14 protein-coding genes are annotated in these 14904 nt (G+C 63.7%); 12 read left to right on the top strand and 2 right to left on the bottom strand.

What is annotated here, in order from left to right; genetic code table 11:
* Positions 1 to 2: 2 nt before the first annotated feature.
* Genes LMJ30_RS08785 through LMJ30_RS08750 form a run of 8 tightly spaced genes read left to right on the top strand, consistent with a single transcriptional unit; the run spans position 3 to position 6713 of the window.
* Positions 3 to 521, top strand: a complete 519-nt coding sequence (locus LMJ30_RS08785) for an OmpH/Skp family outer membrane protein (protein WP_229431963.1) — start codon at positions 3 to 5, stop codon at positions 519 to 521.
* 19 nt (positions 522 to 540) lie between these two features.
* Positions 541 to 1590 (top strand): UDP-3-O-(3-hydroxymyristoyl)glucosamine N-acyltransferase, encoded by a 1050-nt coding sequence (gene lpxD / locus LMJ30_RS08780; protein WP_229431962.1) that lies wholly within the window; start codon positions 541 to 543, stop codon positions 1588 to 1590.
* Positions 1587 to 2072, top strand: coding sequence for a 3-hydroxyacyl-ACP dehydratase FabZ (gene fabZ / locus LMJ30_RS08775; RefSeq protein ID WP_169463752.1), 486 nt, complete (start codon positions 1587 to 1589; stop codon positions 2070 to 2072). The genes lpxD and fabZ overlap by 4 nt, the downstream gene beginning before the upstream one ends.
* Positions 2073 to 2861 carry an acyl-ACP--UDP-N-acetylglucosamine O-acyltransferase gene (gene lpxA, locus LMJ30_RS08770; RefSeq protein WP_229431961.1) on the top strand — a complete coding sequence of 263 codons (789 nt, stop codon included), beginning with the start codon at positions 2073 to 2075 and terminating at the stop codon, positions 2859 to 2861. It begins immediately after the preceding gene.
* Positions 2845 to 4011: a lipid-A-disaccharide synthase gene (gene lpxB, locus LMJ30_RS08765; RefSeq protein WP_229431960.1), complete on the top strand. Its 1167-nt coding sequence runs from the start codon at positions 2845 to 2847 to the stop codon at positions 4009 to 4011. Before lpxA ends, lpxB begins: the two co-directional genes overlap by 17 nt.
* On the top strand, positions 4008 to 4679 hold the full coding sequence (gene rnhB / locus LMJ30_RS08760; protein WP_229431959.1) for a ribonuclease HII: 672 nt from the start codon (positions 4008 to 4010) through the stop codon (positions 4677 to 4679). The genes lpxB and rnhB overlap by 4 nt, the downstream gene beginning before the upstream one ends.
* Positions 4676 to 5461 (top strand): TrmH family RNA methyltransferase, encoded by a 786-nt coding sequence (locus LMJ30_RS08755; protein ID WP_229431958.1) that lies wholly within the window; start codon positions 4676 to 4678, stop codon positions 5459 to 5461. Before rnhB ends, LMJ30_RS08755 begins: the two co-directional genes overlap by 4 nt.
* 55 nt (positions 5462 to 5516) lie before the next feature.
* Positions 5517 to 6713, top strand: a complete 1197-nt coding sequence (locus LMJ30_RS08750) for an EAL domain-containing response regulator (RefSeq protein ID WP_229431957.1) — start codon at positions 5517 to 5519, stop codon at positions 6711 to 6713.
* A gap of 95 nt (positions 6714 to 6808) precedes the next feature.
* On the opposite strand, the gene ppsR is transcribed toward LMJ30_RS08750, so the two are convergent.
* Positions 6809 to 7657: a posphoenolpyruvate synthetase regulatory kinase/phosphorylase PpsR gene (ppsR, locus tag LMJ30_RS08745; protein WP_229431956.1), complete on the bottom strand. Its 849-nt coding sequence runs from the start codon at positions 7655 to 7657 to the stop codon at positions 6809 to 6811.
* 183 nt (positions 7658 to 7840) lie between these two features.
* Between ppsR and ppsA the strand changes: the two genes are divergently transcribed.
* The 4 genes from ppsA (at position 7841) to LMJ30_RS08725 (ending at position 12619) form a co-directional block, all read left to right on the top strand.
* Entirely contained in the window at positions 7841 to 10279 is a 2439-nt protein-coding gene (gene ppsA, locus LMJ30_RS08740) for a phosphoenolpyruvate synthase (protein ID WP_229431955.1), read from the top strand.
* 165 nt (positions 10280 to 10444) lie between these two features.
* Positions 10445 to 10867: an NfeD family protein gene (locus tag LMJ30_RS08735; RefSeq protein WP_229431954.1), complete on the top strand. Its 423-nt coding sequence runs from the start codon at positions 10445 to 10447 to the stop codon at positions 10865 to 10867.
* Between the two features lie 25 nt (positions 10868 to 10892).
* On the top strand, positions 10893 to 11813 hold the full coding sequence (locus tag LMJ30_RS08730) for an SPFH domain-containing protein (RefSeq protein WP_229431953.1): 921 nt from the start codon (positions 10893 to 10895) through the stop codon (positions 11811 to 11813).
* Positions 11813 to 12619 (top strand): SDR family oxidoreductase, encoded by an 807-nt coding sequence (locus tag LMJ30_RS08725; protein ID WP_229431952.1) that lies wholly within the window; start codon positions 11813 to 11815, stop codon positions 12617 to 12619. The genes LMJ30_RS08730 and LMJ30_RS08725 overlap by 1 nt, the downstream gene beginning before the upstream one ends.
* A gap of 94 nt (positions 12620 to 12713) precedes the next feature.
* Here LMJ30_RS08725 and LMJ30_RS08720 read toward each other — a convergent pair whose 3' ends face one another.
* On the bottom strand, positions 12714 to 14894 hold the full coding sequence (locus LMJ30_RS08720; protein WP_229431951.1) for a TonB-dependent receptor: 2181 nt from the start codon (positions 14892 to 14894) through the stop codon (positions 12714 to 12716).
* Between the last annotated feature and the right edge of the window lie 10 nt (positions 14895 to 14904).

The following is a 14904-nucleotide window of genomic DNA, read 5'->3' as shown; positions in this document are numbered from 1 at the left end:
AGTTGAAAACTGCCTTTACCTCAATGTCGAAACAGCTGCTGCTGTTCGCGCTGTGCGCCATTCCGCTCGCCCAGGCGCAGGCGCAGATGGCCGGCAGCCGCATCGCTTACGTGGCGACCGAGCGCCTGATGACCGAATCGAAGCTGGCGAAGAAGGCCGACGAGCGCATCGAAGCCGAATTCTCCAAGCGCGACAAGTCGATCAACGAACAGATCGGCAGCGTGCGCGCGCTGGCCGAGAAGTTCGAGCGCGAAGCGCCCAAGATGACCGAGATGGACCGCACCCGCCGCACGCGCGAGCTGATCGACATGGAAAAAGACGTGCAGCGCAAGCAGCGCGAGTACCGTGAAGACCTGATGCAGCGCAAGAACGAAGAACGCGCCAACATCGCAACCAAAGCGTACAAGATCATCGAACAGATCGCCGCACAGGAGCAGCTTGACGTCGTGATCTACGAAGCCGGATGGCACAATCCGCGGATCGACATCACCGACAAGATCTTGCAGCAACTCGACAAATAACAGAAACAGGAAATACCAGATGGGCACTCGACTGGGTGAATTGGTCGAACGCTTGGGCGGTGAGCTGGCGGGTGACCCGAATATCGAAGTCACGGGCATCGCGCCGCTGGCCGATGCGGGCGCTTCGCACATCAGCTTCCTAAGCAATAGCAAACTGCGCGCACAAGCCGCGCAAAGCGGGGCCGCGGCCCTGATCCTGGCACCAAGCGACAGCGAAACGGTCGGCGCCACCTACCCGGGTGCGCGCATCGTCACCAAGAATCCGTATGCTTACTTTGCCCGCGCGGCGCAGTATTTCGAAGCGCTGACGGCGTTCGTGCCTGCGGCCGGCGTGCATCCGAGCGCCTATGTCGCGGGCAGCGCCAGGGTCGATCCGTCGGCCCACGTAGGCCCGAATGCGACGGTCGAAGAGGGCGCCTCCGTCGGCGCCGGCGCAGTGATTGGCGCTGGCTGCTTCGTCGGCCGCGACGCCGTCATCGGCGCCGAAACCAGGCTGTTTGCCAACGTGACCTTCCATGCCGGCTGCCAGATCGGCGCGCGCGGGATCATCCACTCGGGCGCGGTGATCGGCACTGACGGCTTTGGCTTTGCCAATGAAGGCGGCGTGTACATCAAGATTCCGCAGACCGGCCGCGTGGTGATCGGCGACGACGTCGACATCGGCGCCAACACGACCATCGACCGCGGCGCGCTGGCCGACACCATCATCGAAGACGGCGTCAAGCTCGATAACCAGATCCAGATTGGACACAACTGCCACATCGGCGCGCACACCGCGATGGCCGGCTGCGTCGGCGTGGCCGGCAGCGCAAAGATCGGCAAGTACTGCACCTTCGGCGGCGCGGCGATGGTGCTGGGCCACCTGACGATTGCCGACCACGTGCATATCTCATCGGGCAGCATGGTCTCGCGCTCGATTGCGGAAGCGGGCCAGTACACCGGCTTCTATCCGCTGGCGAAAAACGCCGACTGGGAAAAAACTGCGGCGATCGTTCGCAACCTGGACACAATGCGCGATAAAATCCGCGCGCTGGAAAAAACAATTAAAACCCTGACAGAACAAAAATGACCACTACCGAAAACAAGACCCTCGACATTTGCCAGATCAAGGCGCTGCTGCCGCACCGTTATCCGCTGCTGCTGGTCGACCGCGTGCTGACCTGGGAAGCGAACAAGTCGATCACCGCGATCAAGAATGTCACCGTCAACGAAGAATTCTTCAACGGCCACTTCCCGCACAAGCCGGTCATGCCTGGCGTGTTGATGATCGAAGCGCTGGCGCAGACCGCCGCGCTGCTGTCGTTCCTGACCATGGGCGTCAAGCCGGACGAAAACTCGGTGGTTTATTTTGTCGGCATCGACAACGCGCGCTTCAAGCGCCCGGTGGGTCCCGGCGACCAGCTGAAGATGGACGTCGAGATCCTGCGCGTATCGCGCGGCATCTGGAAGTACAAGGCAGTAGGCAGCGTGGACGGCGCGGTGGCGCTCGAAGCTGAACTGATGTGCACCATTCGCGCCACCGACGACGCGAGCAAGCCAGCGGGGCAGTAAATGACGATGATTCACCCAACCGCCATTGTCGACCCGAAGGCGCAGCTCGACAGCAGCGTTGAAGTCGGCGCGTATTCGATCATCGGCCCGAACGTGCAGATCGGCGCGCGCACCGTGGTCGGCCCGCATGTGGTCATCGAAGGCCACACGACGATCGGCGAAGACAACAAGTTCTTCCAGTTCTCGTCCATCGGCGCCGCGCCGCAGGACAAGAAGTGGGCGGGCGAACCGACCCGGCTTGAAGTCGGCGACCGCAACACCGTGCGCGAGTTCTGCACCTTCAACCTGGGCACCACCCAGGACAAGGGCGTAACGCGCCTCGGCAACGACAACTGGATTTCGGCTTACGTCCACCTGGCGCACGACTGCCAGGTCGGCAGCAACACCATCTTCTCGAACAATGCGCAGCTGGCCGGCCACGTTGAAGTGGGCGACTGGGCGATCATGTCCGGCTACGCCGGCGTGCACCAGTTCTGCAAAATCGGCGCGCACGCGTTCGTCGGCATGTACACCAGCCTGACGCAGGACGTGCCGCCGTTCGTGCTCGTGTCGGGCAACCCGGCGGGCGCGCGCGGCGTGAACATCGAAGGCCTGAAGCGGCGCGGCTTTACGCGCGCCCAGATCGACGGCATCCGCGCAGCCTACAAGCTGATCTACCGTAACAACCTCACGCTCGACGAGGCCAAGGCGGAACTGGCGAAGCTGCAGGGCGATACGCCGGACGCCGCGCCGCAGGTCGGCGCGATGCTGGACTTCCTGGGTAGCGCTACCCGTGGCATCGTCCGCTGACATAACGGTCGCCGTCGTCGCCGGCGAGGTGTCCGGCGACATGCTCGCAGGCCGCCTCCTGGCCGGCCTGCGCCCGCATCTTCCCGAAGCACGCTTCCATGGCATTGGCGGCCCGCGCATGGCCGAGCAAGGCTTTGTGTCGGACGTGCCGATGGATACCCTGACCGTGCGCGGCCTGTTCGAGATCATCCCGCGCTACCGCGAAATCAAGGGCATCCAGAACGCGCTGCGCGACCGGCTGATCGCCGAGAAGCCGGACGTGTTCATCGGCGCCGACTATCCCGGCTTTAACCTCGGCCTTGAAATGCAACTGCGCGAAGCCGGCATCCCGACCATGCACTTTGTCAGCCCGCAGATCTGGGCCTGGCGCGGCGGGCGCATCAAGAAGATCCAGAAAGCCGTGTCGCACATGCTGGTGATCTTCCCGTTCGAGGAAGAGATCTACAAGCAGGCTGGCGTGCCCGTGACCTATGTCGGCCATCCGCTGGCCGAGATGATCCCGATGGAGCCAGACGAAGCAGCCGCGCGCCGCGTGCTGGGCATTCCGGAGGATGCGCGGGTGGTGACGGTAATGCCGGGCAGCCGCATGGGCGAGCTCAAATACCTGGCTGCGCCGTTTGTGGCGGCCGTCAGCCTGCTGGCCAAACGCGACCCGGCCCTGCGCTTTGTGGTGCCGATGGCCGGCGAGCGCCAGCGCCAGTACTTCACCCAGCTGGTGCAGGAGGCCGGGCTGGCGGACGTGCAGATCGACCTGGTCGACGGCCAGTCGCATACCGCGATTGCCGCCGCCGATGCGGTGCTGGTGGCCTCCGGTACAGCCACGCTGGAAGTGGCGCTGTTCAAGAAGCCGATGGTCATTGCCTACAAGGTGATGCGCGCATCGTGGGAGATCATGCGCCACATGGGCTACCAGCCGTGGATCGGCTTGCCGAACATTTTGGCGCGCGAGTTCCTGGTCCCCGAATTTTTGCAGCACGCGGCCACGCCCGAAGCGCTGGCCGACGCGGTGTGGAAGCAGCTCGAAGACGTGCCGGGCCGACTGAAGCTGGTCCAGCGCTTCACCGACATGCATCACAGCCTGCTGCGCAACAGCGCGGAAGAAAGCGCCGCCGCCGTCATGCGCGTCATACAATCGTCCAAGGCATCATGAGAACCAAGAAAGTCAATTTTTACCCTGGGCTGAAGAAGAACGCGCTGCCGTTTACGCCTGAAGATATCGTCTGCGGCGTCGACGAAGCCGGACGTGGCCCCTTGGCCGGGCCGGTGTTCGCCGCGGCGGTGATCCTGCATCCGGAACGCCCGATCCTCGGCCTGCGCGACTCCAAAAAGCTGACCGCCGAGCGGCGCGACGAACTGGCCCCGCTGATCAAGGCCAACGCGCTGGCGTGGGCGATCGCCGAGTGCTCGCATGAAGAGATCGACGCCATCAACATCCTGCAGGCGACCATGCTGGCGATGCGCCGTGCGGTCGAAGCGCTGGCGACGATACCGACCGTTGCGCTCATCGACGGCAACCGCAGCCCGGTAATGACCATTCGCTGCCACCCGATCATCGAAGGCGACGACAAGGTGCACGCGATTTCCGCCGCATCGATTTTGGCCAAGACAGCGCGCGACGCCGCCCTCGTGACGCTGCACCAGCAGTACCCACAGTACGGTTTCGACCAGCACAAGGGCTACAGCACCGCGATGCACATGGAGCGCCTGCGCGAGCACGGCCCGTGCCCGGTGCACCGCCGCTCGTTCGCGCCCGTGCGGGCAGCGCTCGGCATAGGCGAGACGCTGGCATTCGATTTCGCGATGGAAGTTGAAGAATGAAGACCATCACGTCGCGCGACAACCCGCTGTACAAGGAACTCAAGCACCTTGCGACCAGCTCGCAGGCACGCCGCAAGGCCGGCCGCACCTTGCTCGACGGGGTGCACCTGGCGCAAGCCTGGCTTGACATGCGCGGCGCGCCGCTGCAATGCATCGTCAGCGAAAGCGCGCTGGCCAACCCGGAGGTCGCGGACATCGTCATGCGCTGCGAGAACCAGCACGCGCACGTGACCGCGCTGCCGGACGCGCTGTACAACACCGTCAGCCAGGTCGAACACGGCGTCGGCCTGATGTTCCTGATCGAGACGCCGTCGAGCGAGCTGCCGGCCACGCTGACAGTCAACGCGGTTTTGCTCGATAACGTGCAGGACCCGGGCAATGTCGGCTCGATCCTGCGCAGCGCGGCGGCGGCTGGCATCACCCAGGTGTTCTGCAGCAGCGGCACCGCATTCTGCTGGTCGCCAAAAGTGCTGCGCGCCGCGATGGGCGCCCATTTTGTCGTCGACATCTACGAGAACGTCGACCTGGCTTCGCTGATCGCGCCATCGAAGATTGCCGTCCTGGCCACCAGCGGCTATGCCACCCAGCGCGTCTACGACGCCGACCTGCGCCAGCCGGTCGCCTGGATCTTCGGCCATGAAGGGCAGGGCGTCGCCGACGATTTGCTGAACATGGCCACCCAGCAGGTGGTGATTCCCCATTTGGGCCAGGTTGAGTCCCTAAATGTTGCGGCTTGCGCAGCAGTTTGCTTTTTTGAGCAAGTCCGGCAAATTCAGGCGTAGACGACAGCCTTAACTGAGGGTAACCTCTTGGGCTAGAGCAACAGTGGAGTAAACAGTGGACATCGCCCATTTGCATTTTTTGGTAGCCGAAGCGGACCAGGCCCAGCGTCTCGCGGTCGTGGACATGCTCGGCAAGCTGGGCGCCAGCCAGGTTTCAGAGGTACCCGACGGCCATTCGACCCTGCGCTTCCTGAACGAATCGTTCGCGCCGGCGGTGGATATCGCGATCGTCGACCTGGGGCTGCCCGGCATGGACGGGCTGGAACTGATCCGCACCCTGGCCGGCATGAACTGCCGCACCCGCGTCATCGTCGCCGGCGCGCAGCCATCGAACCTGCTGTTTTCGGTCGAAACGATGGCGCAGGCCTATGGCCTCGACCTGCTCGGCACCATCGCCAAGCCGGTGACTATTTCGCGCTTACAGGCGCTGATAGAAAATTACGTGCCGCCGCCGCAGCGCTCGGAACGCCCGCGCGGGCCGACCTTTTCGTTTTCGGATATCGGCATCGGCCTGCAGGCGCGCCAGTTCGAACCGTACTTCCAGCCGAAGATCGAACTGGCCACCGGCCAGGTCAAGGGACTGGAGACGTTTGCGCGCTGGGTGCACCCGGAGCATGGCGTGCTCGGTCCGCATGCGTTTATCGACGCGCTGGAGCAGCACAACCGCATCGACTTCCTCGACTGGACCATGATCGAAAAGTCGGTCGAACGCTGCCGCGAGTTCCAGGACAAGGGCACGCCGATTCCGATTTCGATCAACCTCGCGCCCGAGACGCTGGCGCATGCGGGATTCATCCAGCAGATCACGGCATGCGTGCAGCGGCACCGCGTGATGCCTGACTATATTACGTTCGAGATGCCTGAGTCGTCGGTGCTGACGACCGACCCGACCTTCCTTGAGCGGCTGGTGCGCTTGCGGATGATGGGCTTCGGGCTGGCGATTGACGATTACGGTACCGGCAGGTCGAACCTTCAGCTGTTGGCGCGGGTGCCGTTCTCGGAGCTGAAGATCGACCGCAGCTTTGTCGATGGCGCCTCGAAGAAGCGCGCGCTGGGGACGGTGCTCAGTTCATGCCTCGGGCTGGCGCGCAGCCTGGACCGGATGTCGGTCGCGGTGGGCGTCGAGACCAAGCAGGATTGGGACTTCCTGCAGGGGCTCGGGTGCACGTATGCGCAGGGCTACCATATCGCCAAGCCGATGGAAGCGGAAGCGTTTCCGGGGTGGCTGGAGGATTGGCGGCATTTCTTTTAGTGGTATGCCGGCGGATGCGTTTCACTTATCCGCCCTACCGCCCGCGGCGAATCGTAGGGCGGATAAGGCCGGAGGCCGCATCCGCCGTTTTGACGTCAATAGTCCCGACGGTCCGGCTTGATCTCCTGCAGGATGGTCGTCGCAATCTCCTCGATCGACTTGGTGGTCGACGACAGCCACCTTATTCCCTCGCGCTTCATCATCAGCTCCGCCTCGTTCACCTCATAGCGGCAGTTCTCGATCGATGCATACTTGCTGCCCGCGCGGCGCTCATGGCGGATCTCCGACAGGCGCTCCGGCGTAATGCTCAATCCGAAGATCTTGTGGCGGAACGGCGGCAGCGACGACGGCAGCTTGCCGCGCTCGAAATCGTCGGGAATCAGCGGGTAGTTGGCCGCCTTGATCCCGTACTGCATCGCCAGGTACAGGCTGGTCGGCGTCTTGCCCGACCGTGACACGCCCACCAGGATCACATCCGCGTCCGACAAATTCTTGTGCGACTGCCCGTCGTCGTGCGCAAGCGAGAAGTTGATCGCCTCGATGCGGTTCTTGTATTCCTCGCTGTCGACGATGTTGTGCGAGCGGCCGACCGTGTGGGTCGACTTCATGCCAAGCTCCTGCTCCAGCGGCGCCACGAAAGTCTGGATCAGGTCCATATGCATGCCGTCCGCCTGGCGGATCACCTGCGACAGGTCGTGCTTGACCAGGGTCGAGAACACGATGGGCCGCTGTCCGTCGGTGTTGACCGCTTCGTTGATCTTGCGCTTGGCGTCGTAGGCCTTGTCGAGCGTGTCGATAAACGGCAGCCGCACCTGGCGGAACCTCATCTCGAACTGCGTGAGCACCGCGTGCCCGAAGGTCTCCGCTGTAATGCCTGTGCCATCCGAGACGAAAAAGACGGTGCGCGCCGAAGTCGGCAAAGGGGGGCGGGTTTCTAATGTCATTTTGTTATCTGGATGCCAATGATTCAAGGTTGTGCGCTGTAAATTACACGCACAGGCTGTAAAATGCTCTGCAACGGATTCAATTGTGCTGTACCACGCCAAGAATAACAAGAATACCGGGCGGCCCGGAGTTGGGCAGCACTGCCTCACGCGAAGATTTCTATCATCACTAAAGGTAATACCATGACCAACTTGTCTAACGCTGCACTGAAGGAGCCCGACCAGGCCGATTCGAGCGTGTATGTCGCTTCATTCGAGCAATTGCGCATGACGGACGTCGAATCCGTCGGCGGCAAGAACGCCTCGCTCGGGGAGATGATCAGCCAGCTGGCGCACGCCGGCGTGCGCGTGCCGGGCGGCTTTGCCACCACCGCGCAGGCGTTCCGCGATTTCCTCGATCACAGCATCGACGGCGGCCCATCGCTGGGCGACCGCATCGCAACCCGCCTTGAAGGCCTGAACATCGACGACGTGCGTTCGCTGGCCCAGGCCGGCGCCGAGATCCGCCAGTGGATCGTCGAAACGCCGTTCCAGCCGCGCCTTGAACAGGAGATCCACGCGTTCTACGAGCGTTTGGTGGCCGATTCGACGACGGAGATGTCGTTCGCGGTGCGTTCTTCGGCCACGGCGGAAGACCTTCCGGATGCCTCGTTCGCGGGCCAGCAGGAGACCTTCCTGAACGTGGTCGGCATCGACAACGTGCTCGAGGCGATGAAGCACGTGTTCGCGTCGCTGTACAACGACCGCGCGATCTCGTACCGCGTGCACAAGGGCTTTACCCACGCTGAGGTGGCGCTGTCGGCTGGCGTGCAGCGCATGGTCCGTTCCGACCTGGGCGCGGCCGGCGTGATGTTCACCATCGATACCGAGTCCGGCTTCAAGGACGTGGTGTTCGTCACCTCCAGCTACGGCCTGGGCGAGACGGTGGTGCAGGGCGCGGTCAACCCGGACGAGTTCTACGTCCACAAGCCAATGCTCGAACAGGGCAAGCTGCCGGTCATTCGCCGTAACATCGGCTCCAAGCTGATCAAGATGGAGTTCACCGATGAAGCCAAGGCTGGCCGCTCGGTCAAGACGGTCGACGTGCCGATCGAGATGCGCAACCGCTACTCGCTGAACGATGCGGAAGTCGTCGAGCTGGCGAAGTACGCCGTCATCATCGAAAACCACTATGGCCGCCCGATGGACATCGAGTGGGGCAAGGACGGCCGCGACGGCAAGCTGTACATCCTGCAGGCGCGCCCGGAAACGGTGAAGTCGCAGCAGAAGTCGACCGACGCGCAGCAGCGCTTCAAGCTCAAAGGCAGCGGCACCGTGCTGACCTCGGGCCGTGCAATCGGCCAGAAGATCGGCGCCGGCCCGGTCCGCGTCATCACCGACCCGTCTGAAATGGAGCGCGTGCAGCCGGGCGACGTGCTGGTGGCCGACATGACCGACCCTAACTGGGAACCGGTGATGAAGCGCGCATCGGCAATCGTGACCAACCGCGGCGGCCGTACCTGCCACGCGGCGATCATCGCGCGCGAGCTGGGCGTACCGGCGGTGGTCGGCTGCGGCGACGCGACCGACATCCTCAAGGACGGCACCCTGGTGACGGTATCGTGCGCCGAAGGCGACGAAGGCCGCATCTATGACGGCCTGCTGGAAACCGAAGTGTCGGAAGTGGCGCGCGGCGAACTGCCTCCGCTGAAAACCAAGATCATGCTCAACGTCGGCAACCCGCAGCTGGCCTTCGACTTCCAGTCGGTGCCGAATGCAGGCGTCGGCCTGGCGCGCCTTGAATTCATCATCAACAACAACATCGGCGTGCACCCGAAGGCGATCCTCGAGTACCCGAACATCGATGCGGACCTGAAGAAGGCGGTGGAATCGGTCGCGCGCGGCCACGCATCGCCGAAGGCTTTCTACGTCGACAAGCTGGCCGAAGGCATCGCCACCATCGCCGCGGCCTTCTGGCCAAAGCCGGTCATCGTGCGCCTGTCGGACTTCAAGTCCAATGAGTACAAGAAGCTGATCGGCGGTTCGCGCTACGAGCCGGACGAAGAAAACCCGATGCTGGGCTTCCGCGGCGCGGCGCGCTACCTGGCGGCCGACTTTGCCGGTGCATTCGAAATGGAATGCGCGGCGATGAAGCGCGTGCGTAACGACATGGGCCTGACCAACGTCGAGATCATGGTGCCGTTCGTGCGCACCATCGGGCAGGCCGAGAAGGTGGTCGACCTGCTGGGCAAGAATGGCCTGAAGCGCGGCGAAAACGGCCTGCGCCTGATCATGATGTGCGAAGTGCCTTCGAACGCCATCCTGGCCGACGAATTCCTCAAGCACTTCGACGGCTTCTCGATCGGTTCCAACGACCTGACCCAGCTGACCCTGGGCCTGGACCGCGATTCGGGCATGGCGCTGCTGGCTGCCGACTTCGACGAGCGCGACCCGGCCGTCAAGGCGATGCTGTCGATGGCGATCAAGGCCTGCCGCGCGCAGGGCAAGTACATCGGCATCTGCGGCCAGGGCCCATCGGACCATCCGGACTTCGCCGCATGGCTGATGGCCGAAGGGATCGAGTCGATGTCGCTGAACCCTGACTCGGTCGTCGAAACCTGGCAAAAGCTCGCGGCCATGTAAGGAAGGATGATGTTGACACTTCGCTAAATATGGCTACACTACGGGTATCAACTTAGCGAATCCCGACATTATAAAAACTTATACGATCGCATCAGGAACCCTCGCAGCCCTCACCGGCTTCGGGGGTTTTTGCATTTTGAATCCGCATTACCCAAGGAGGGTGAAATGAACGACTGGGTGTTATGGCTGATCATGGCCGGTGTGCTGGTGGTGCTGGAGATGTTCACCGGGACGTTCTATCTCTTGATGATTGCGATCGGCCTGGGCTTCGGTGCGCTGGCCGCGCTGTTTGGCATGTCGGTGCCGGCGCAGACGATCGTGGCCGCGGTGGTCGGTGTGATTGCGACGGGCGTGCTGCACCGCAGCCGCTTTGGCCACCCGGCCAAGCAAAACCCCGCGCGCGACCACAACGTGAACATCGACATCGGCCAGCGCCTGACGGTCGCCGAATGGCAGGGTGGCAAGGCGCGCGTGATGTACCGGGGCGCGCTGTGGGACGTCGAACTGGGGCAGGGCGCCATTGCCGAAGCAGGGAGCTTCAAGATTGTCGAAGTACAGGGCAATCGCCTGATCGTCGCGAATTCATAATAATCAAACTGAAAGAGGTTCAAACATGGAGTTCTTTGGCAGCGTAGCGACGGTTCTGTTCATCGTCGCACTGGTATTCGTGTTCAAGACGATCAACGTGGTGCCGCAGCAGCATGCGTGGGTGGTGGAACGGCTCGGCAAGTACCATGCGACACTGGCCCCGGGGCTCAATATCGTGGTGCCGTTCATCGACCGGATCGCGTACAAGCATTCGCTCAAGGAGATTCCACTCGACGTGCCGCCACAGGTCTGCATCACGCGCGATAACACGCAGTTGCAGGTGGACGGCATCCTCTACTTCCAGATCACCGACGCGATGCGCGCCTCGTACGGCTCGTCGAACTACCTGGCGGCGATTACCCAGCTGGCCCAGACCACGCTGCGTTCCGTGATCGGCAAGATGGAGCTCGACAAAACCTTTGAAGAGCGCGACCACATCAACACCACCATCGTCAATGCGATCGACGAATCGGCCGCCAACTGGGGCGTGAAGGTGCTGCGCTACGAGATCAAGGACCTGACGCCGCCGCAGGAGATTTTGCACGCGATGCAGGCGCAGATTACCGCCGAACGCGAGAAGCGCGCCTTGATTGCCGCGTCCGAAGGCCGCAAGCAGGAACAGATCAACATCGCAACCGGCGAGCGCGAAGCTGCCATCGCCCGGTCCGAAGGCGAAAAGCAGGCGTCGATCAACCTGGCGGAAGGCCAGGCCAAGGCCATCGTGGCGCTGGCGGAAGCGAACGCCGATGCGCTGCGCCAGATCGGCGCGGCGATCCGCGAGCCGGGCGGCACGGAAGCCGTCAACCTGAAGGTGGCGGAGCAGTACGTGGACGCGTTCGAGAACCTGGCCAAGACGAACAACTCGATCATTGTGCCGGCCAACTTGTCGGACATGAGCGGGCTGATTGCCAGCGCGATGCAGATCGCCAAAGCGCAAAAGACTTGATGAAGGTCGTCATCATCACCGGCGCTTCCGACGGGATCGGGGCCGAGATGGCGCGCCAGCTTGCGCAAGCGCACGGCAGCGATGTGGCGCTTGTGCTGGCGGCCCGGAACGGGCAGATGCTGGCGGAAGTGGCTGGCCAGTGCGAGGCCTTCGGCGCGCAGGTCCTGGTGGCGCCGACCGATGTGACGGAGCAGCAGCAATGTATCCGGCTGGTTGACCAGGCGGTCGAGCGGTGCGGCCGCATCGACGCGCTGATCAACAATGCGGGGCGCTCCGCGCACGCGCTGTTCGAAGAAGTCGCGGACCTGGGCTGGTACGAAGAACTCATGCGCATCAACCTGTGGGGCAGCGTGTGGTGCACGCACGCGGCGCTGCCGCACCTGAAGGCGTCGAAGGGTTCTATTGTCGCGGTGTCGTCGATTGTCGGCCTGGTGGGGGTGCCGGGCAGGACGGCGTATGCGGCGACCAAGTTTGCGATGACCGGCTTCTTCGAGACCTTGCGCATGGAGCTCAAAGGCGCAGGCGTCAGTGTGACGACAGCTTATCCGGGCGTGGTGGCCACCAAAATTCGCGTGCGCGGGTTTAACGCTGAAGGCAAACCTGCTGGTGTGAGCAAGCTGAAGGAAGATGATGCGATGAGCGTGGAGGAGTGCGCGCGCCTGATCATCGCGGGGATGAACAAGCGTGAGCGCGAGGTGGTGATGACGCTGAAGTCGAAGGTCGGACGCTTCCTGAAGCTGGTCGCGCCCGGTGTTGTGGAGGACATGGCGCTGGCGGCCGTCAAGGACGACGCCAAGCCAAGGTAAAACGTATCACCGTCGTTCCCGCGAAAGCGGGAACCTATGCTGAGAGGTCTAGCCCCTGATGTATGGATTCCCGCCTTCGCGGGAACGACGGGGTTCAGAAGTCGACGGATGCGGAGACCGCCACCGTGCGCGCTGCGCCTTGCACCAGGTAGCCGGCGCCAGGGTAGCCACCCGCCGATGCCCAGTAATCCTTGCCGGTCGCATTGTCGACACGGGCGCGCAGCGTGACAGCGCGGTCAGCGATGCGGGTGGCGTAGCTTGCCCCAAGGTCGAGGCGTGCCCACGACGGCAGCTTCTGCAGGTTGGCGCCGTCCGCGTACTGGCCCGCGGTGTACAGCGTGCGGGCTGTCAGCGTCAATCCATCGACACCCGCCACATCCCACTCAGCGCCCAGGTTCAGTTGGGTGTCAGGCACACCGATGACGTCCTTGCCCTGGTTGATGCCGCCAGCGGTAACGCGCTGCTCCGCGTCGAGCAGGGTGAGGCCGCCCAGCACGCGCACGCCGCGCACTGGCGTGCCGAACACCGACAGCTCCAGTCCGCGGTTGCGCTGCTCGCCGTACACGCCAAAACGGCGCTCGATGACATACGCCGATGGCTGCGATGTGGTGAACAACGCCGCGCTCATGCCCAGTTTGCCCGCGTCATACTTGACGCCCACTTCCTTCTGCCTGGACGTGAACGGCGCAAAAGCCTCGCCCACGTTGTCGATATTGGCGCCGGAGGCGACCGGCCCTTGCTGCAGGCCTTCGATGTAGTTCGCGTAGACGGAGACGCCTGCCCATGGCTTGTACACGATGCCTGCGACCGGCGTGACTTCACCCTGGTCGTACGCAGCATTCTCGGCGCCCGTGTTGTAGTCGTAGCTGTAGGCCTTGATGTTCTGGCGGCGCGCGCCGACAGTCACCAGCAGTTTGCCACCGGCGAGCTCCATCGTGTCGGCCACTGCGTAGCTCGACAACACGCTCTTCTGGGTCAGCAGCGGGTTGTTCATGTCGCCGCCGGTGAAGAAGTTGGCCGCAGGCGCGGCGACATCGACCGGCCGGTACAGGTTGGTGGCGAAGCCGGTGAAGAAGTCGCTCATTGCGTAGGCGTTGCGCGACTTCTGCGAGAAACCTGACGCCGTGGCGCTCAGCGTGTGGCCGACCGTCCCGGTGCGCAGCTTGCCGCGCACGCCGATTTCGGCTGTGCGAACGTGGTCGGTGCGGGCATTGTCGAAACGGTACATCACGGCGCTGCCGTCGGCCTTGCCGACCGTTGGCGACGCGAGGATGTTGAACTCGTCGCCCGAACGCACGCCGAATGCGCCCCACGCCACCGTGTCGCCGCCAAGGTCGGCTTCCGCGCGCAAGGTGCCGAAGGTGTCGCGCTCGGTGGACGTGGTCCACGGCTGCGCCCAGTTGCTGGTTCCTTCCGGCGCTGCCGGAACCGGGATGCCCGCGCCCAGGGTCACGCTCGGGCGGGCCTTGTCCAGCGCGTGGTCCTGGTAGCCGGCGTCGGCGGAGACGCGCACCTTATCGCCACGGTAGTCGAGGCCAACCGAGAACAGGCTCAGTTCGCGCTCTTCGCGGTCGATGGCGGTGTCGCCTTTGCGCTTGACTGCGTTGATGCGCACACCGGCGCGGTCTTGCGGCCCGAAACGGCGTCCGATGTCGGCCGCCGCGTAAGCCTGGCCGCCGCTTTCAGCGCCGAGCGTGAACTGGGTCAGCGGCGTGTTGGCAGCGCGCTTGGGCAGCAGGTTGATCGAGCCGCCGATGCCGCCGCCGCCCGGCGCTGCGCCGTTGACGAAACTGTTCGCGCCGCGGAAGACCTCGACCCGTTCAAGCAGCTCGGAGGCGACGAACTGACGTGGCAGCAGGCCATATAAACCGTTGTAGGCCAGGTCGTCCGAGTTCACCGCGAAGCCGCGGATCACATACAGCTCCTGGTAATTGCCGAAGCCGCGCGCCACGCGCACCGACGGATCGTTCTGTAGCACGTCGGCCACGCTGCGCGCCTGCTGGTCCTGGATCAGCGCCTGCGTGTAATTGGTGGTGTTGAACGGGGTATCCATCACATCCACATTGCCCAGCAAACCGATGCGGCCGCCGCGGGCGACCTGGCCGCCGGCGAACACAGACGGCAGTCCCTGCGCCGATGCGTCGGCCGATGCGCTGATCACCACGGTCGGCATGACGGCGGCATCGCCGGTGGCGGTCTGTGCGTGGGCAGCGGGACTGGCAACGACCAGGGCGGCGAGGGCGAGGGGAGACAGCTTGAAGGGGAGGGTGTGCATGGAAGCTTCT

The organism is Massilia agrisoli (assembly GCF_020831365.1).
In the GTDB taxonomy this organism is placed as follows: domain Bacteria; phylum Pseudomonadota; class Gammaproteobacteria; order Burkholderiales; family Burkholderiaceae_D; genus Telluria_A; species Telluria_A agrisoli.
Note: the sequence above shows the minus strand (reverse complement) of the source record. Positions and strands in the feature narration are given on the sequence as shown.